Annotated in this window: 10 protein-coding genes and 1 pseudogene; 5 read left to right on the top strand and 6 right to left on the bottom strand. The window is 59.1% G+C overall.

The window, feature by feature from the left end:
* Positions 1-247 precede the first annotated feature (247 nt).
* The 3 genes from I5961_RS02345 (at position 248) to msrA (ending at position 5,439) form a co-directional block, all read left to right on the top strand.
* On the top strand, positions 248-1,645 hold the full coding sequence (locus tag I5961_RS02345) for an alkaline phosphatase D family protein (RefSeq protein WP_227234219.1): 1,398 nt from the start codon (positions 248-250) through the stop codon (positions 1,643-1,645).
* Positions 1,646-1,884: 239 nt separating this feature from the next.
* Positions 1,885-4,581, top strand: coding sequence for a putative bifunctional diguanylate cyclase/phosphodiesterase (locus I5961_RS02340; RefSeq protein ID WP_085701071.1), 2,697 nt, complete (start codon positions 1,885-1,887; stop codon positions 4,579-4,581).
* A gap of 192 nt (positions 4,582-4,773) precedes the next feature.
* Positions 4,774-5,439, top strand: coding sequence for a peptide-methionine (S)-S-oxide reductase MsrA (gene msrA / locus I5961_RS02335; protein ID WP_227234218.1), 666 nt, complete (start codon positions 4,774-4,776; stop codon positions 5,437-5,439).
* A gap of 146 nt (positions 5,440-5,585) precedes the next feature.
* Here the strand turns inward: msrA and I5961_RS02330 are convergent, their stop codons facing one another.
* From I5961_RS02330 to I5961_RS02310, 5 genes and pseudogenes are all read right to left on the bottom strand, one after another.
* The gene (locus I5961_RS02330) at positions 5,586-6,425 is read right to left on the bottom strand and encodes a 23S rRNA (adenine(2030)-N(6))-methyltransferase RlmJ (RefSeq protein ID WP_085701073.1); all 840 of its coding nucleotides are present in this window, start codon (positions 6,423-6,425) and stop codon (positions 5,586-5,588) included.
* A 240-nt stretch (positions 6,426-6,665) separates the two neighbouring features.
* Entirely contained in the window at positions 6,666-6,986 is a 321-nt protein-coding gene (locus I5961_RS02325) for a hypothetical protein (RefSeq protein WP_227234216.1), read from the bottom strand.
* A gap of 333 nt (positions 6,987-7,319) precedes the next feature.
* Positions 7,320-8,042: a DUF4123 domain-containing protein gene (locus I5961_RS02320; RefSeq protein ID WP_227234215.1), complete on the bottom strand. Its 723-nt coding sequence runs from the start codon at positions 8,040-8,042 to the stop codon at positions 7,320-7,322.
* A 27-nt stretch (positions 8,043-8,069) separates the two neighbouring features.
* Positions 8,070-8,459 (bottom strand): hypothetical protein, encoded by a 390-nt coding sequence (locus tag I5961_RS02315; RefSeq protein ID WP_227234213.1) that lies wholly within the window; start codon positions 8,457-8,459, stop codon positions 8,070-8,072.
* 1,429 nt (positions 8,460-9,888) lie between these two features.
* Positions 9,889-11,895: pseudogene (locus I5961_RS02310) on the bottom strand (type VI secretion system tip protein VgrG); the annotation flags it as partial.
* 451 nt (positions 11,896-12,346) lie between these two features.
* Between I5961_RS02310 and I5961_RS02305 the strand changes: the two are divergent.
* Positions 12,347-13,294, top strand: a complete 948-nt coding sequence (locus tag I5961_RS02305; RefSeq protein WP_227234178.1) for an IS110 family transposase — start codon at positions 12,347-12,349, stop codon at positions 13,292-13,294.
* Positions 13,295-13,423: 129 nt separating this feature from the next.
* Here the strand turns inward: I5961_RS02305 and putP are convergent, their stop codons facing one another.
* A complete protein-coding gene (gene putP, locus I5961_RS02300; protein ID WP_085701076.1) occupies positions 13,424-14,908 on the bottom strand; it encodes a sodium/proline symporter PutP in 1,485 nt (494 codons plus the stop codon).
* A gap of 456 nt (positions 14,909-15,364) precedes the next feature.
* Between putP and putA the strand changes: the two genes are divergently transcribed.
* Entirely contained in the window at positions 15,365-19,318 is a 3,954-nt protein-coding gene (gene putA, locus I5961_RS02295) for a trifunctional transcriptional regulator/proline dehydrogenase/L-glutamate gamma-semialdehyde dehydrogenase (protein WP_085685356.1), read from the top strand.
* The last annotated feature ends 32 nt before the right edge of the window (positions 19,319-19,350 follow it).

Here is a 19,350-nt window from a genome sequence, read left to right as displayed (position 1 = left end):
GTGTCCCACGTTTTCGAGCGCCACACGCTCGTACCTCAACCCCGTCAGTTTGGCGGGGCTTTTTTTTGCCTGAAATAACTTCCGCCCGAACTTTTTCCCACAACTCGTGCTGATATAAGCCACACCTCAAGTCCACTTCCTGTTGATATTTTTCAGCAACAGGCAACTAACCTTGGCGTATTAAAGTTGCACCAATAAAACGGGGCAACTTTGTTCATCACCAACTTCTATTCGAATGGATTCGAACATGCTGAAACCTACTGTCGGCCCGATCGTTGGCCACACAACAACTCATCAGGCGCGAATCTTTATTCGCGGCGGACTGCAACATAACACGGCCGTATTTGCCGGCATTCGTTACCGGCCATTGGATTCCAAACAATGGCAAACGGGCCGGTTTGTAAAGCTTGATTCAACTCGCGACATGACTGAGGTGCTGGTACTCGATCATTTGCAAGCCGACACCGAATATGAATACCAGACCGGCTGGTTCAGCCCGATGAGCCCCGTCCACACCGTCCACAGCGTGGCGGAGCTGCCGCTGCAATGGCCACGAGAAACGTATCGCCTGCGCACCCGCAGCCATCAGCCGTTACAGCCGCGTGCCTACATCCTTGGTTCCTGTCGCTACCTGCGCATGACCTCCGGCATCCCTGTCCTCCCGCATCTGGGCGACCGGATCTTCGCGTCCATCAGCCAATTGATCGAGGGAGCACAACCGGCAGTCAGCGCAATCATGATGTGTGGCGATCAGATCTACGCCGATGATTTGAACCTGCTCGCTCCTGACCGCGACTATGACGAGATCATTGCAAAGTATCGTGCGGCGTTTTCCCTGCCCAATATTCGACGACTGATGTCGGAGACTTCGACTTACATGATTCTTGATGATCATGAAATAGAAGATAACTGGCCCATGAACGCCAACAAGTCCGATGAAACTCTCTATCGCAATGCAATGGCGGCTTACGATATTTATCAAGCCAGCCATAGCCCGATCTGTTCAACAACAACTAACGGCACTATCGATCGAACCTCTCTGACGCACTACTGGTATCAATTCAGTGACGGCGATATCGAATGGTTTGTAACGGACAGCCGAACTCGCCGCAACTTGTCGAACGACAACCGCCGCATCCTCGATGAAGAACAGGAACAGGCCTTGTGCAAGTGGCTGGTCGACAGCCCGGCGCGGGTCAAGTTCGTGGTCACCAGCGTCATGTTCTACCCCGACCGCAAACTGAACGGCAACGATGCCTGGGCGGGCTTCCCCGAACAGCGCCTGCGCCTGCTGGAGACCATCCGCAAGCATCGGCTCAAAAACGTTGTGTTCATTTCCGGCGATGTGCATGGTTCGCTGACCAGTCGCCTGAGCCACAGCGAAGACCCGGACTTTGAAGTACACACCGTCGTTTCCTCGCCGCTGAGCAACAGCAAACTGCTGCCCTACGCCACCGCCGCGACCTTCAGGCTCGACTCGCCACTGGCACAGACCGAGTCAGGCGAATACCGGCACGCGCTGACCAGTCAGGTCATCAGCCAGGACAACTTCGCGCACATGGTGGTCGAGGCCGGGCGGATCCAGGTCAACTACCACGACCGCGATGGCAAGCCTCTGCAATCGATCGATATTCCGTTGCGGTGAATCCAGCGGCAACGACCGTTCCGGATGCCAGAAGGCTCTGGAACGGGCATCACCACGCTTGAAAGCATTAGTTTCCGGCAAGCGCTGGAGAAATGTTCACTGCAGCCGACATATTCTTATAGCACTTGGCCTTCATGTCTCTTGTCAGTCAGTGCCGCAATGATGCAACCTTGCCGCAGGCAACAGTAAAGAGGGCGAGAGCCCGGCGCGTTCAGCAAATTTCCAAGCGAGTTCCCTTCATGAAGAGCCAACCCGATGCCGCCAGCCGTATGGTGGCCGAGGTAGTGACGCAGTTGCCTGTGCCCTCGCGGCTCGGCATGCTGCGTTTCGAGCGCTTGAATGAAGCCAGCTGGGCGATGCTGTTTCTCGATCCCAACTGCGAACGTCAGTTCGGCCAGCCCGCCGTCGAACTCTGCGCCCTGGTCGGCTCGCCCTACGCCAGCCTGATGGAGCCCGAAGCGCGCTATCAGCTGCATGACACGATCCAGCAGCAACTCGGCCAAAGTCCGCATTATCTGGTGCGCTACACCCTGCACACCGCCGCCGGCGCCCTGAGCATTCTTGAACTCGGTGAGGCCTACAAACAGCACAACCGTCACTTGCTGCGCGGTTACCTGCTGGCGGTCGACAACGTGTTCGACGAAGCACCAGCGCTGCCGTCCGTCGACCTGGAAACCCAGAACTCGCGCCTGCAAATCGCCCTTGAGCTCAACCAGCGTGCCCAGCAGGAGCAACTGCAGCATCTGGAGCGGGTGCGCGCCCAGCAGGATCTGATCCTGTTGCTGGCCCGCCAGCGCTACAGCAGCCAGAATTCCCTGCAAGAAGCCGCCGAACTGATCACACGCTGCGCCTGCGACATCTATGAAATCGACTGCGCCAGCCTGTGGAATCTGGAAGGCCAGAAACTGGTGCCGATCTCGGCCTACCACCGCGCCACTCAGGAATACATTCTGCCGGAGGCCATCGACGTCAGCGGCTTCCCCGATTACATGGAAGCGCTGCACAGCAGTCGCGCCATCGACGCGAACAACGCGATGCGCGACCCGCGCACCCGGGAGATGGCCGAGGCCCTGCGCCCCCGTGACGTCAACGCCATGCTCGACGCCAGCATCCGCGTCGACGGCCAGGTGGTCGGCGTGCTGTGCCTGGAGCAGACCGGCGTCACCCGCGCCTGGCAGTCCGACGAAATCGCCTTCGCCGGTGAACTGGCCGACCAGTTCGCCCAAGTCATCAACAATCACAACCGCCGCACCGCCACCAGCGCCCTGCACTTGTTCCAGCGCGCGGTCGAGCAAAGCGCCAACGCCTTTTTGCTGGTCAATTGCGACGGCGTGGTCGAGTACGTCAACCCGAGCTTCACCGCGATCACCCAGTACACCACCGAGGAAGTCCACGGCCAGCGCCTGGCGGAGCTGCCGGCCCTGGAAAACCTCAGCGAACTGTTGTTCGACGCGCCCTCGGCGCTGGCCAAGAGCAACAGCTGGCAGGGCGAATTCAAGAGCCGCCGGAAAAACCTCGAACCCTACTGGGGCCAGTTATCGATCTCCAAGGTGTACGGCGACAACCGTGAGCTGACGCATTACATCGGCATCTACGAAGACATCACCCAGTCCAAACTGGCGCAGCAGCGTATCGAACGTCTGGCGTATACCGACAACCTGACCAACCTCGGTAACCGGCCTGCATTTATCCGCAACCTGGATGAACGCTTCGCCCGGGACAGCGATACCCCGATCAGCCTGCTGCTGGTGGACATCGACAACTTCAAGCGGATCAACGATAGCCTCGGTCACCAGACCGGCGACAAACTGTTGATCAGCCTGGCCCGGCGCCTGCGCAACAGCCTGAGCTCCAGCGGCAGCCTGGCGCGGTTCGCCAGTAATGAATTCGCGGTGTTGCTCGACGACACGGACCTGGAGACCGGCCAACAGATCGCCAGCCAGCTGCTGATGACCCTCGACAAACCGATGTTCGTCGACAACCAGCTCATCAGCGTCACCGGCTCCGTGGGCCTGGCCTGCGCGCCGCTGCACGGCCGCGACCCGCAGACCCTGATGCGCAACGCCGGCCTCGCCCTGCACAAGGCCAAGGCCAACGGCAAACATCAGGTGCAGGTGTTCACCGAAGCGCTGAACGCCGAAGCCAGTTACAAACTGTTCGTCGAGAACAACCTGCGCCGCGCCCTGACCCAGAACGAGCTGGACGTGTTCTATCAACCCAAGCTGTGCCTGCGCAGCGGTCGGTTGCTGGGCATGGAAGCGCTGCTGCGCTGGAATCACCCGGAACGCGGCATGATCCGCCCGGACCAGTTCATCAGCGTCGCCGAGGAAACCGGCCTGATCATTCCGATCGGCAAATGGATCGCCCGCCAGGCCTGCCGCATGAGCAAAGCGCTGACCGCCGCCGGCATGGGCAAACTGCAAGTGGCGATCAACCTGTCGCCCAAGCAGTTCTCCGACCCGGATCTGGTGGCCTCGATCGCCAACATCCTCAAGGAAGAAGCCCTGCCGGCCAATCTGCTGGAGCTGGAACTGACCGAAGGCCTGCTGCTGGAGGCCACCGAAGACACTCACCTGCAGCTCGATCAGCTCAAGCGCCTGGGCCTGACCCTGGCGATGGATGACTTCGGCACCGGCTACTCGTCGCTCAGCTACCTGAAAAAATTCCCGATCGACATCATCAAGATCGATCGCAGCTTCATCCATGAAATCCCGGACAACCAGGACGACATGGAAATCACCTCCGCCGTGATCGCCATGGCCCACAACCTGAAGCTCAAGGTCGTGGCCGAAGGCATCGAGACCGCCGAGCAACTGGCGTTCCTGCGTCGCCACCGCTGCGACGTCGGCCAGGGCTATCTGTTCGACCGGCCGATTCCGGGCGGCGAGCTGATCCAGGCACTCAAGCGCTACCCGCGCGGCCCGCTCTGCCTCTAAATCCCATAATCCCCCAACCCTGTGGGAGCGAGCTTGCTCGCGAAAGCGCTGGGTCAGTCACTGCAAATGTTGAATGGATCGCCGCCTTCGCGAGCAAGCTCGCTCCCACATTTGAATAGTGCGAAAACGGGCATCATTGGGCACACTGGTGGTCTGCTTATTTACATCCCATCCTGACTGAGAGGAACGATCATGGTTCTGCGCTCGGAAATTCTGGTGAACAAAAACGTGCTACCGACTAAAGAACAAGCTCTGCCTGGCCGCGAAACTCCGATGGCCCTGCCTGAAAAACACTTTGTGTTCGAAGACACGCCGCTGCTGGGCCCGTTTTTCGAAGACGTCGACTTCGCGATTTTCGGTCTGGGTTGCTTCTGGGGTGCCGAGCGTCGCTTCTGGCAGCGCGAAGGTGTGGTCAGCACCGTGGTCGGCTACGCCGGCGGCTACACGCCGAACCCGACCTACGAAGAAGTCTGCTCGGGCCTGACCGGTCACGCTGAAGTCGTTCTGGTGGTGTTTGACAAGGCCAAGGTCAGCTACGAAGAGCTGCTGGCGATGTTCTGGGAATTGCACAACCCGACGCAGGGCATGCGCCAGGGCAATGACATCGGCACTCAGTACCGCTCGGTGATCTATGCCACCACGCCGGAGCAACTGGAAGCAGCGCTGAAGAGCAAGGCCGTATATCAGGCCGAGCTGTCGAAGGCGGGTCTGGGTGAAATCAGCACCGAGATTGAACAGGCCCCGACCGTTTACTTCGCCGAGGCCTATCACCAGCAGTATCTGGCGAAAAATCCGGAAGGCTATTGCGGGATTGGCGGCACCGGCGTTTGCATGCCTCCGAGCCTGGCGGGTAACTAAGCCCGCCCTGATCGCTCCCGCGCTACGCCTGATCGTTCCCACGCTCCGCGTGGGAATGCCTCAATGGACGCTCTGCGTCCGCTGTTGGGACGCGGAGCGTCCCGGGCTGCATTCCCACGCAGAGCGTGGGAACAATCGGTCAGCGATCAGCTCTCGGCGATCAACCAATCCATCTGCCACCCACCCTGGGTCTGGCCCAGCTTCTTGGACAGCCACGGCAGCAGCTCACGCAATTCTTCCTCCAGCCCCCACGGCGGATTGGCAATCGCCAGCCCGGAGCCGTTCAGGCTGTTCGGCGTATCCAGCGGATGCACCAGCAACTCGACCCGCAGCAACTTCGGCGCGCCGGTGCCGGCCAGATCCTGATAGAAACGACGTAATGCGCGCTGGTCCTTCACCGGATACCAGATGGCCGCCACGGTCTGGCGCATCCGCGAGATCGCTTCTTTCAAGGAGGCCGCGCAACGCTGCATCTCGTCGAGTTTCTCGAACGGCGGATCGATCAGCATCACCGCGCGTTTCTCGGCCACCGGCAACAACGCCCGCGCCACATGCCAGCCCTCACCCAGATGCACGGCCACACGACGGTCGCCCTTCATGTTGTCCTTGAGCAGCACGCCGTCTTCCGGGTGCTTCTCGTTGAGCAACACCCGATCCTGAGAACGGGTCAGACGCCGCGCCAGCTCCGGCGAACCCGGGTAGTAGCGCAACTGGCCATCCGGGTTCATCTCGCGCAGCACATTCATGTAGTCGGCGGTCAGCGCCGGCAGATCCGGTTGATCCCACAACCGCGCGATGCCTTCCAGGTACTCGCCGGTACGGTTGGCCTGATCGCCCTGCAGGTCATACAGACCGATGCCGGCGTGGCTGTCGAGATAGGCAAACGGCTGCTCCTTGCGCGACATCAAGGCGATGAGACGGGTCAAGGTCAGGTGTTTGAACACATCGGCGTGATTGCCGGCATGGAAGGCGTGACGATAATTCATGGCTGCTCCTGCGAGGGCCGTGAAGTTTACCTTTTACCGGGCGGCAAGTCAGGGGCTCGCAGCTGAGTGGCGTCCCGCTGTGCTGATGATCGTTCCCACGCTCTGCGTGGTAATGCAGCCCGTGACGCTCCGCGTCGCATGGGGTATCAGCCCCAACTGCGGTGGACGCCTGGAACGCGGAGCGTCCCTGGAAGCATTCCCACGCGGACCGTTCGACGCCTCGACGTGGGAACGATCGAGTCAGAACGGCATGGCGCGTAGTCGCTTGCCAATCACATCCAAGACATCGCAGCCGTCACGCAGCGGAATCACACAGAGTTGGGCGAAGTCGCTGAGGATGACCGAGTCGCATTCGACCGAGCCGCGCATGCACATGTTTTCGAGAACCTGGATGACCGCGCGGATACGGTAGTTGGCGGCGTCCATCAGCACATCGAGCGGGGCGTGGGTGTCGATGAACAGTGTGGGCATGTCGTTGCAGTTGCTGGTCAGCGCCATGAGGCGGTTGTTGGGGTGGGGGATGAAGGGCTCGTACGGTGGATCGGGTTTTAACGTCGACATTTATTGCACCTCGGCAGGTTAAGTGAAGCTGCCAACGACCTTCCTACAGGTTTGGGTGGCAGCTGTACGCGAGAGTAGGAAACTGAGGAACCCACCAAACTCAGCTACGCCGAAGCGTTCCCGCGCACAGCCGCCGCGAACAATGTCATGGGCACGTTCAAGTGCCGCAATCAAAGAGCAGAGCGAATGCACGGCGAGTTTTCCAAGGGTTCCTACACCCTGTCACCACTCTCGCAGTGACAGCCAAAAGACTATCCCCGCACCACCGCGCCCACCAGTTCACGCAAACCGCCGCAACTCGCAGGAAACGTCCGAAGCCTTTGCCCGGAAATTTCACTCTGACTCGTCCCGCAAGTAGTCCAGCAATGCCGAAGCCGACGATTCGTCCGACGCCGTAACCGCAAAAAATCTGACAACCTTGCAGCGCAAGACATCGGCGGGAAACGCCTCGAACAACGCCGGCTGCTCCTCGCTCAACCACTGCAAGGCGTTGTTGATCCGGGCTTCATCGCCAAATTGCGCCAGCAGCTTTTCCGGCACCGTCCACCAAGGAAACTCCCGCCCCGAGACCCGCGCCCTGCCCCCGATCTCGACAGCCTGACCGTTGATCAAGCCTCGCGTGAGAACCGGCAGCAATTGCCCGGCCTCCACTTCGGACGACTCAAGTATCGGCAACAAAAACCGCCCATCCCAAAACCGGAAGAACACCGCTTTCCCGTCCGGCATCAGCACTTGGGTCAAACTGCGAAAGTGCTCGACCACCGCCTCAAGCCCCGCCGAAGAGACCGCCAGCCAGCCCCAGTCGCGAGACTCCGTGGTCGCCACCCAATCCAGAAACTCACTGCCCGCGTCGACGATTCCCACATAGGGCATCACCGCATCCCACTCGGCATAGTTCGTTTCCGCCCAAACAGGGCTGGGTGCCGACGCAAACTTCGAGCGTTGCCAAACTTTGAACGGCTCGGCACTGCTCGCATTGCAGAAGATGGCGAAGAGTTGTTCAGCACTGTCAACGGGGTGGGCTTGAAGCCAATTTCTAACGGAATCGTCTCTCATAAACCTATAACTGCCTGCCATTCAATTTCATTCAAGCCACCCCATAAAGTTCGCAACCAATAAAAAAACAACCATCGCTACGAAGCTTCCAATTGCTGATAAATACACAAAGCGAATCAAACGCAACAAACCCTTCGGAAAATTCAGTAAGTCACTCTCATCCAACGCCCCCCCCTTGATTGCCCGAGATGGCATGAGCAGGTACGAGCCGATGCACGCCAACATGAAATAAGCACCTGTAACCCCACCACTCAAAGGCTTACGAACTAACACGCCTTGCGAATTACTGAGAAAACGAAAAATCGCCTCCATTCTGAATAGAACGAGATAGAACTGACCGACAACAGATATGAAAGCAAACCCAAAGAACATTCCGCCAAAAGTCAAAACGAACAAAACCTCTTCTTCATTGGTCATGTGCGAGTATCAACGATACAAAACGTACATAACTGCAAGCAGCGCAGAAAGGGACCACATAAAGCAGTTGGAGAACTTAACTATTAATTTCAGGTGCCTTGGAAATTGCTCGTAGTCCTCGGCATCCAAAAGCCCTTTATTTATGGCGCGATGAGGGAAAGTTAGCATCATACTCACATAACCCAGCAATGAAAGCCTACCAAGGATGCCCCGATCAGACCTCAGTGATCTGTGCATCACTGCGGGAGAATTGCTTAAATGTCCCAACACCTCTTTCATACGAAAGTATGCGAGGTAGAGCATCAAAGAAAAGTTAACCAAAAATAATCCAACCAGCGTCAACACGACCCAAACGTATGGATCTACCAATCCGAATTTCACTCCGTAACCTCATATATAAGTTCGCCCGCCCACTCACCAACTGCGGCACCAACCTCTCCACCTACCAATGATCCAACACCGGGTAATACAATTCCGCAAGCAAGGCCACCGAACCCCGCAGTTCCAATACCGATGACAACGCATGTACCGGCTCCCGCCCAAGCCCCCATAGCACCTCCAGCAACATTCCCCCCTAATTTCCCTGATTCAGTAATTTTTACCTTTCTGCAGCCTCTGCCGCCCCCGCCTGGCAAGTATCTTTTACCTTGACTCCTGAAGCAGCCGCGCCCAGACCAATTCCAATCCAGCCGCCCAATTTCATCACCTTACTGGCTTTGCTTACCCCTTCAATATGCGTCGCATAGCCCGGAATTCCGACGGAACTGCCAGCTTTTCTCCAGTGATGAACCAAGTTGCGACTGGAAATACCCAACGCACTTCTAAGGTCCGGGTGGTCGGGTAAACCGACCATTTTGCGCATCAGTGGGCTGAGGCTGTTATCCAGTTGCGCCATCAACTGTTTGCGCCTGGAAAAGAAATCAGCGCCCTGAAGTTTTCCGTGTTTTTCGAAGGTTTGCTTATGCAGTATCTCCAGCTCTTTCAGCGTCTTGCCAAGATTGTCCAGATGATTACTGAACATCGCCGAGCCGATCCCCACGGCCGTCGAACCCTGAGATAAAAACGACTGAATCTCACCGTGATGCCGCGCCATAAACTCAGCCTCCGCATCACTCATTGGCGCCAGCGCCGCATCAACCTTCTGCGCCGCCTCCATCAATAAGGCTTCTTCGCGCGTGCACTGCGTATTACGTGGATCACTCAGGACAATAAGTTGACCGGGTTTTGCGTATTGAGTGAGTTGTGGATTAAGACTGCGGAATTTATCCAGCACGGCAGAATCCGGCTGCGGGAACAACATTGATTCAAGCGCTGCCCGAGACATTCCCTGTTCAACAATATGAAAGCCCGGCTCAACGCTGGAAGGCGTTGGCCGGGCCGAAGGCTTTGGGGAGTGAGTCAAGCTGTTCGAGGGCAGAGTCGGAGTTGGGCACACACCCTCCTTACAGCGCTCGCATTCTTCACAGAACGGCGCGTCTCCCTTAAGGCTCATGATTTGCGCGGCAGTCAGAATCGCAGCCGGCGCTGCCACCAGTTTTTCCGGCAACCCCGGCACGGTCGGCGCGGCGCTCATCGCCGCCATCGGCGCACCACCCACCACAATCGGCACGCTACTGAAAATCCCGCCGGGGCCAATGTTGATCCACTGCCCGCCCGCCTGAATCGTCGCGCTCGCCCCACCGTCGATCACCACTTGCTGGCCGGCGCTGACGTGGAATTGAGCGCTGGCGTGGATCGCCTGATTACTCACGCGGATGTGCCGATCGCCGGCCACCGTGAGGTGGTCGTCCTGCTTCACTTCGGTCTGGCGCTGACCGTGGGTGATGCGTTGCTCATCGGCTTTATGTTCATGCTTGGCGAGACCGGTGACGACGACACTGCGCTGGTTATCCACCTGCACCTGCTGATCGTTCAGCACATGCTGGGTCCAGTTTCGCTGGGCGCGCAGGTAGATTTCCTCGGCGCCTTTGCGATCTTCGATGCGCAATTCGTTGTAACCGCCACCACCCGGACTGCTCTGACTGCGGAAAATGCTGCGGGTCTTGTCGGCCGGCAGGTCCAGCGGCACGGGTGTTTCGGCGTTCGGCAGGCAACCCATGACCAACGGTTTGTCGGCATCGGAATCAATAAACCCCACCAGTACTTCCATGCCGACCCGCGGAATCAGCACGCTGCCATAACGGTCATGGGCCCAACCGCTGGCGACCCGCAGCCAGCAACTGGAATGCTCGTTCAGTTCGCCGTCGCGATCCCAGGCCAGTTGCACCTTGACCCGACCGTACTCGTCGCAATGGATTTCACTGTCTTTCGGGCCGGTTACCACGGCCGGTTGATAGCCGAGCATCCGAGGCTTTTCCGGGCCCATCGGCGGGCGAAAGAACACGTCCCACGGCGTGGCCAGAAAGGTATTACGGTAACCCTGGAATTCGTCGCCATCGCTGGTGACCGATTCCTCCAGCACTTGCGGCTGTCTTCCATGGTGTTCGATAGCGGTCAGCAGCCAGAGGTCATTCAAATCCTGGCGCGGATGCTCGGTCAGTTGCAGGAAATGTCCGCTGACCAAGGAGGATTGATCGCTGCGACCCTCGGCCTGACGGTAGTCGGCGATATGTCGCTCAAGCGTGCGCTGGGCCTGCTGCCTGCCGGTTTCGCGCTCGGTGAACTGGCCAGGAAAGTGGTAATCCTCGAGTACCGGGCGCTGTTCGCTCTCGGCGCGACTTTGCAGCGCCAGCCGGGGCTTGGTGAAGTCGTAATCACGCCGGGTGACCACGCTGGTGCGGGTTTCCACGCGGACGGTGAAGCGTTTGATCGCCGGTGCCGCCGCAGCCATGCCGCTGCCCGGCAGGTACAGGGTCGGCTCGGCCAGACGCGGAAACACCGTTTGATCGTCGCCGAACACCATCAGATGCCCGTCCGGGCTGTGCTGAAAATGGAAATGAATGCCCACTTCGGCACACAGGCGCTGAATGAAGGCGAGATCACTCTCGGCGTACTGCACGCAATATTCACGGGGCGGATAATCGCTGCCGAGGCGAAATTCGAAGGCATCGCGCAGGATCGCGTGATCCTTGAGGATCTGCGTCACGATCTGCGGCACGCTTTGGTGCTGGAAGATTCGCTGATTGATCCGGTGACCGAGATAGGCCAGGCGCGGAACAAGGCTGACGTGGTAGCGGGTCAGACGCTTGCCGGAATCCCCCTGCCCGACCCGATAGATCTGACCGTGGATACCGGAACCGCCTTCATCAAAACTCAGAAACGCCTGACAGTGCAGCAGGCTTTCCAGATCCAGATCCGGCCGTTCACTGACCAGTTCCAGGTCAAAGCGAAAGGGTTGGCTGATGGCTTCCTTGCCCGTGAACTCAAGGACTTTGAGGTCAAATTGGGCGCCTTCGACGGTCAACGTGAAACGCGGTTGATTGGCAGGCGCGAACATCCGATGTCTCTCTGCAGATTGAGGGCGGGCGATTCTGCATGAGGGGCAACTAGTGCAGGTTGGGTGACTGAAAAATCAGATTTTCCCTACTTGAAACTTCACTTTCCCCTTCAAAAATTGGCGCTTTCAACTACAGACATTTCCCTCAACAACATCACCAATCCCTGTGGGAGCGAGCTTGCTCGCGAATGCGGTGTGTCAGAAAAACAGATTTGAATGACAGGACGCCTTCGCGAGCAAGCTCGCTTGTATGCTGGTACTTGAAGGGAGGAGGAGGGACAAGGCTCGATTCTGACTGTTGGCGCAGTACAGATCCGTGGGAGATTTCTCCCCTCCTCCTTTCACCCAAGCGCCGATAAAGAATGCATCTGGCTAGACCGACGATAGGAACAAGCCTGCGCCTCTGGGTGAGCCCTTCAAGTGCTCAAAACCATATCTCGGGGGGTGTTCAATGGCAATGTCGGTTTCTGTTTCCAAGCCAATCGTGGGCGTGGATGTCGCCAAAGATGAGCTGGTGATCTACCAGACCGAACTGGATCTGCTGGAAACGCTTCCCAATAACAAGCCAGCCATCAAGAAATGGCTGAAAACCTTGCCGGCACCGGTCGACATAGCAATTGAGTCGACCAATATCTATCACTTGGAATTCGCCGATCTGGCCCATGATGCCGGCTGCACGATTTACATGGTCGGTGGCTATGAACTAAGCCACTACCGCAAAGGTGTGAAGGTTCGCGCCAAAACCGACGCGCTGGATGCAAAGCTGCTCGCCCGTTATCTGAAAAACGAATATGAAGAGCTTCACCCATGGACTCCACCATCGCCGCTGTATCGTCAGCTCTTGAGCCTTTTCCGCCGGCGCGCCGCGCTGGTTCAGGCACGAGTTGGCCTGGTACAGAGCTGGGCAAATGAGCCGCTGCTCAAAGCCGCTTTTGCCGAGCAAATAGCCTCAATGCAGAGGCTTGAAGTGCTGGTCGAGAAGATGATCAACGACCTCCTTAAAGAGGCCGGTTTACTTGTCCATCTAAGGCGCTGCATGAAAGTTGAAGGCATAGGCTTTTTGACTGGAGCTCGCCTGATCGCGGCGTTTCAACGGGGCGAGTTTAAAAACGCTGACGCATTCATCGCTTTTTTGGGGATGGACTTACGGGTTTCACAGTCGGGGCAGAAGGACGGTCGTCGCAGTCTGACAAAACGAGGTGATCCGGAGGCGCGCCGACTTTTGCACAATGCAGCCATGTCGGCCAGCCGAACAGCGACCTGGAAAGGTTTTTATGAAGAGCAACGAGCTAAAGGGTTCAGCACCACTCAGGCACTGGTGATTCTGGCCCGTAAACTTGCTCGGGTCGTATTCGCACTACTAAAGGGGCAGAGCGAATACCAGCCGAAAGCAAGTTGAGGGTTTCCCCTAAACCATAGAATCTCCCACAGGGCTCTCGGTGTTTTCAAAGAACTTGCAGACAATAAAAAACGGCCCGTTTCCTGGCAGGAAACGGGCCGTTTTTTTGTGAGCTTCAGCTCATTCCCATCACTTGTTCAGATGGAAATCCTTCTCGGCCGCTTCAAAGCGCTGAACCATGCCAACGCTCGGCTGGCCCATCAGGCTGACCAGGTAGATTGCCAGGCTGGCGAAGATGAAGCCCGGGATGATTTCGTACAGACCCAACAGTTCGAAATGCTTCCACACGATTACGGTGATCGCGCCGACCAGAATGCCGGCCAGTGCGCCGTTTCGGGTCATCTTTTTCCAGATCACCGAGATCAGCACTACCGGGCCGAAGGCTGCACCGAAGCCGGCCCAGGCATAGGACACCAGACCCAGCACGCGGTTTTCCGGATTGGCGGCCAGAGCGATGGCGACCAGGGCGACCAGCAGCACCATCGCACGACCGACCCACACCAGTTCAACCTGGGAAGCGCTCTTGCGCAGGAAAGCCTTGTAGAAGTCTTCGGTCAAGGCGCTGGAACACACCAGCAACTGGCAGCTCAGGGTACTCATCACTGCCGCGAGAATCGCCGACAACAGCACGCCCGCAACCCACGGGTTGAACAGGATTTTCGCCAGTTCGATGAATACGCGCTCGTGGTTTTCGGTCACTGGACCCGCCACTTCCGGGTGCGCCGAGAAGTAAGCGATACCGAAGAAGCCCACGGCCACGGTGCCGCCCAGGCACAGGATCATCCAGGTCATGGAGATGCGACGGGCGTTGGCGATGGATTTCACCGAATCAGCGGCCATGAAGCGCGCCAGGATGTGCGGCTGGCCGAAGTAGCCCAGACCCCAACCCATCAGCGAGATGATGCCGATGAAAGTGGTGCCCTTGAGCATGTCGAAGTTGCTCGGGTCCTGCGCCTCGATGGCCAGGAACGTGGTATCCACGCCACCGGTAGCCAGCAGCACGATGATCGGGGTCAGCAGCAGCGCGAAGATCATCAGGGTGGCTTGCACGGTGTCGGTCCAGCTGACCGCGAGGAAACCGCCGACGAAGGTGTAGGCAATTGTCGCCGCAGCACCGGCCCACAGCGCCGTCTCGTAGGACATGCCGAAGGTGCTTTCGAACAGGCGGGCGCCGGCCACGATGCCGGAAGCGCAGTAGATGGTGAAGAACACCAGAATCACGACTGCGGAAATGATCCGCAGCAGACCGCTCTTGTCTTCGAAACGGCTGGAGAAATAGTCCGGCAGGGTCAGCGCATCGCCGTTGTGTTCGGTTTGAACACGCAGACGACCGGCGACGAACAGCCAGTTCAGGTAGGCACCGACGATCAGGCCGATGGCGATCCAGCTTTCGGACAGGCCGGACATGTAGATGGCGCCCGGCAGGCCCATCAGCAACCAGCCGCTCATGTCGGAAGCGCCGGCGGACAATGCCGTCACCACACTGCCCAGGCTGCGGCCGCCCAGAATGTAATCGGAAAGGTTGTTGGTGGAGCGATAGGCCATGAAGCCGATCAGCACCATTGCTGCGATGTAGATCACGAACGTGATCAGGGTTGGATTGCTTGCGCTCATTACGTACGTGCCCTGGCTTTGTTTTTATGTAGCGGCGGCGGTTGCACCGTTTGCAGACTGACGTCTGACAGACGATTCGCACGGCCACGCATTTAGGACCAATGTTTCCCCAGGAAAGCCATTGGCCGGTGCGCAGGGTTTCCCCGGTTGCACCTTGGGCGCGAATCCTATGCAACAAAGTAAAATAGGTGCAACCAGTTTCTGGAGAATAAGTTGCACTCAGTCGGATTTATCCTGCGAAAGTCGCTTTTTGCTCCCTTTTAACGCAGTCACAGCGCTTTTCTAGAAGCAAAAGCACCAAGCAGGAGCAGCACTTTCGTACCAGAAATTATTTCCTGACGAGTTGCAGAATATTCCGACAAAAAAGGGTTGCACCCGGTTGCACCTCTTTCGGCTCGCGGCTAATCTTGCCGCCAGCTGTTGTCGCGCAACTGCGGCACCTATGAGGATAAAAATATGGCTACCACCACCCTTGGGGTCAAACTTGACGACCCGACCCGCGAGCGCCTGAAGGCTGCCGCAACCTCGATTGATCGCACACCGCACTGGCTGATCAAGCAGGCAATTTTCAATTACCTGGAAAAACTCGAGGGTGGTGCAACCCTGACCGAGCTGAACGGTTTGACCGCCAAGGACGCCGACGACGCGGGCGAAGTCCACACCGATCACGCTCACCAATGCTTCCTCGAATTCGCCGAAAGCATCCTGCCGCAATCGGTGCTGCGCGCCTCGATCACCGCCGCTTACCGTCGCCCCGAGCCGGAAGTGGTGCCGATGCTGATCGAGCAGGCTCGCCTGCCGGCACCGATGGCCGAAGCCACCAACAAACTCGCTGCAACCATTGCGGAAAAACTGCGTAACCAGAAGAGTGCCGGTGGTCGTGCAGGCATTGTTCAGGGCCTGCTGCAGGAATTTTCCCTGTCGTCCCAAGAAGGCGTGGCGCTGATGTGCCTGGCCGAAGCGCTGCTGCGTATCCCGGACAAGGGCACTCGCGATGCGCTGATCCGCGACAAGATCAGCACCGGCAACTGGCAGCCGCACCTGGGCAACAGCCCGTCGCTGTTCGTCAACGCGGCGACCTGGGGCCTGCTGCTGACCGGCAAACTGGTCTCCACCCACAACGAAGCCGGCCTGACTTCATCCCTGAGCCGCATCATCGGCAAGAGCGGCGAGCCGATGATCCGCAAGGGCGTCGACATGGCCATGCGCCTGATGGGCGAGCAGTTCGTCACTGGCGAAACCATCGCCGAAGCCCTGGCCAACGCGAGCAAGTTCGAAGCCAAGGGTTTCCGTTATTCCTACGACATGCTCGGTGAAGCGGCGCTGACCGAACACGACGCCCAGAAGTACCTGGCCTCGTACGAACAAGCCATTCACTCGATCGGCAAAGCGTCCCACGGCCGTGGGATTTATGAAGGTCCGGGCATCTCGATCAAACTGTCGGCCCTGCACCCGCGTTACAGCCGCGCCCAGTACGAGCGCGTGATGGACGAGCTGTATCCGCGCCTGCTGTCGCTGACCCTGCTGGCCAAGCAATACGACATCGGCCTGAACATCGACGCCGAAGAAGCCGACCGCCTGGAGCTGTCGCTGGATCTGCTTGAGCGCCTGTGCTTCGAGCCGCAACTGACTGGCTGGAACGGCATCGGTTTCGTGATCCAGGCCTATCAGAAACGCTGCCCGTATGTGATCGACTACGTGATCGACCTGGCTCGCCGCAGCCGTCATCGTCTGATGATCCGTCTGGTGAAAGGCGCGTACTGGGACAGCGAAATCAAGCGCGCCCAGGTCGAAGGCCTGGAAGGCTATCCGGTCTACACCCGCAAGGTGTACACCGACGTTTCCTACATCGCCTGCGCCCGCAAACTGCTGTCGGTACCGGAAGTCATCTACCCGCAGTTCGCCACGCACAACGCCCACACGCTGTCGGCGATTTATCACATTGCCGGTCAGAACTATTACCCGGGCCAGTACGAATTCCAGTGCCTGCACGGCATGGGCGAACCTTTGTACGAGCAGGTTGTAGGCAAAGTTTCCGAAGGCAAGCTGAACCGTCCGTGCCGCGTGTACGCTCCGGTCGGTACCCACGAAACCCTGCTGGCGTACCTCGTACGTCGTCTGCTGGAAAACGGCGCCAACACCTCGTTCGTCAACCGCATCGCCGACCAGTCGATTTCGATTCAGGAACTGGTGGCCGACCCGGTTGCGCAGATCGAGCAGATGGCAACCGTGGAAGGTGGTTTCGGCCTGCCGCATCCGCGCATTCCGCTGCCGCGTGACCTGTATGGTTCCGAGCGCGCCAATTCCAGCGGCATCGACATGGCCAACGAACATCGTCTGGCATCGCTGTCCTGTGCCCTGCTGGCCACCGCGCACAACGACTGGAAAGCCGCGCCGATGCTCGGTTGCGCCTCCAGCAACGAAGCGCCGGTTCCCGTCCTGAACCCGTCCGATCTGCGTGACGTGGTCGGCCATGTGCAGGAAGCCACGGTCGAAGACGTCGACAACGCCATTCAATGCGCCCTGAACGCCGCACCGATCTGGCAGGCGACCCCGCCGGCCGAACGCGCCGCGATTCTGGAACGCGCCGCTGACCTCATGGAAGGCGAGATCCAGCCGCTGATGGGCCTGCTGGCCCGCGAAGCCGGCAAGACCTTCGCCAACGCCATCGCCGAGGTCCGCGAAGCCGTCGACTTCCTGCGTTATTACGCGGTGCAGGCACGCAACGATTTCAGCAACGACGCCCACCGCCCACTGGGCCCGGTGGTCTGCATCAGCCCGTGGAACTTCCCGCTGGCGATCTTCAGCGGTCAGGTTGCTGCCGCACTGGCTGCCGGTAACCCGGTGCTGGCCAAACCGGCCGAACAGACTCCACTGGTCGCCGCACAAGCCGTGCGCCTGCTGCTCGAAGCCGGGATTCCGGAAGGCGTGCTGCAACTGCTGCCGGGTCGCGGTGAAACCGTCGGCGCCGGTCTGGTGGGTGACGAGCGCGTCAAGGGCGTGATGTTCACCGGTTCCACCGAAGTCGCGCGCCTGCTGCAACGCAACATTGCCGGCCGCCTCGACAACCAGGGCCGTCCGATCCCGCTGATCGCCGAAACCGGCGGCCAGAACGCGATGATCGTCGACTCTTCGGCTCTTACCGAACAAGTAGTGATCGATGTGGTGTCGTCGGCCTTCGACAGCGCCGGTCAGCGTTGCTCGGCCCTGCGTGTCCTGTGCTTGCAGGAAGATTCCGCTGATCGCGTCATCGAAATGCTTAAAGGTGCGATGGCTGAAAGCCGTCTCGGCAACCCGGAGCGTCTGTCGGTGGACATCGGCCCGGTGATCGACGCCGAAGCCAAGGCTGGCATCGAGAAGCACATCCAGAGCATGCGCGACAAAGGTCGCAACGTGTACCAGGTGGCCATCGCCGATGCCGAGGAAGTCAAACGCGGCACCTTCGTCATGCCGACCCTGATCGAGCTGGAAAGCTTCGACGAGCTGCAGCGCGAGATCTTCGGCCCGGTGCTGCACGTGGTGCGCTACAAGCGTAAAGAGATCGACCAGTTGATCGCCCAGATCAACGCCTCCGGCTACGGCCTGACCCTCGGCGTGCATACCCGCATCGACGAGACCATCGCCAAGGTGATCGACAACGTCAACGCCGGTAACGTCTACGTCAACCGCAACATTGTGGGTGCCGTGGTCGGCGTCCAGCCGTTCGGTGGCGAAGGCTTGTCGGGTACCGGCCCGAAAGCCGGTGGCCCGCTGTACCTGTACCGTCTGCTGTCGACGCGTCCTACCGACGCCATCGAACAATCCTTCGCTCGCGGTGATGCTGCCGTGGCGCCGGACGTTCGTCTGCGTGACGCCATGAGCAAACCGCTGACTGCCCTGAAAGCCTGGGCCGACAGCAACAAGTTCGCCGACCTGAGCACCCTGTGCGTGCAGTACGCAGCGCAGTCGCAAAGCGGTATCACCCGCGTGCTGGCCGGCCCGACCGGCGAAAAGAACAGCTACGCGATCCTGCCGCGCGAACACGTGCTGTGCCTGGCGGACATCGAAGGTGATCTGCTGACTCAACTCGCGGCGGTACTGGCGGTGGGTGGTTCGGCTGTCTGGCCGGAATCCGACACCAGCAAGGCATTGTTCGCACGCCTGCCGAAGGAGATTCAGGCGCGGATCAAACTGGTTTCCGACTGGAACAAGGACGATGTGGTGTTCGATGCGGTTCTGCATCACGGCCACTCCGACCAGTTGCGGGCGGTCTGCCAGCAGATCGCCAAGCGTGCCGGCGCCATCGTCGGGGTTCAGGGCCTGTCCCAGGGCGAGACCAACATTGCGCTGGAGCGTCTGGTGATCGAGCGTGCGCTGAGCGTCAACACCGCGGCAGCGGGTGGTAACGCCAGCCTGATGACCATCGGCTAATCCTCGCGCGATCGTTCCCACGCTCCGCGTGG

The organism is Pseudomonas sp. IAC-BECa141 (genome assembly GCF_020544405.1).
In the GTDB taxonomy this organism is placed as follows: Bacteria; Pseudomonadota; Gammaproteobacteria; order Pseudomonadales; family Pseudomonadaceae; genus Aquipseudomonas.
This window is presented reverse-complemented; position numbering and strand designations above follow the sequence as displayed.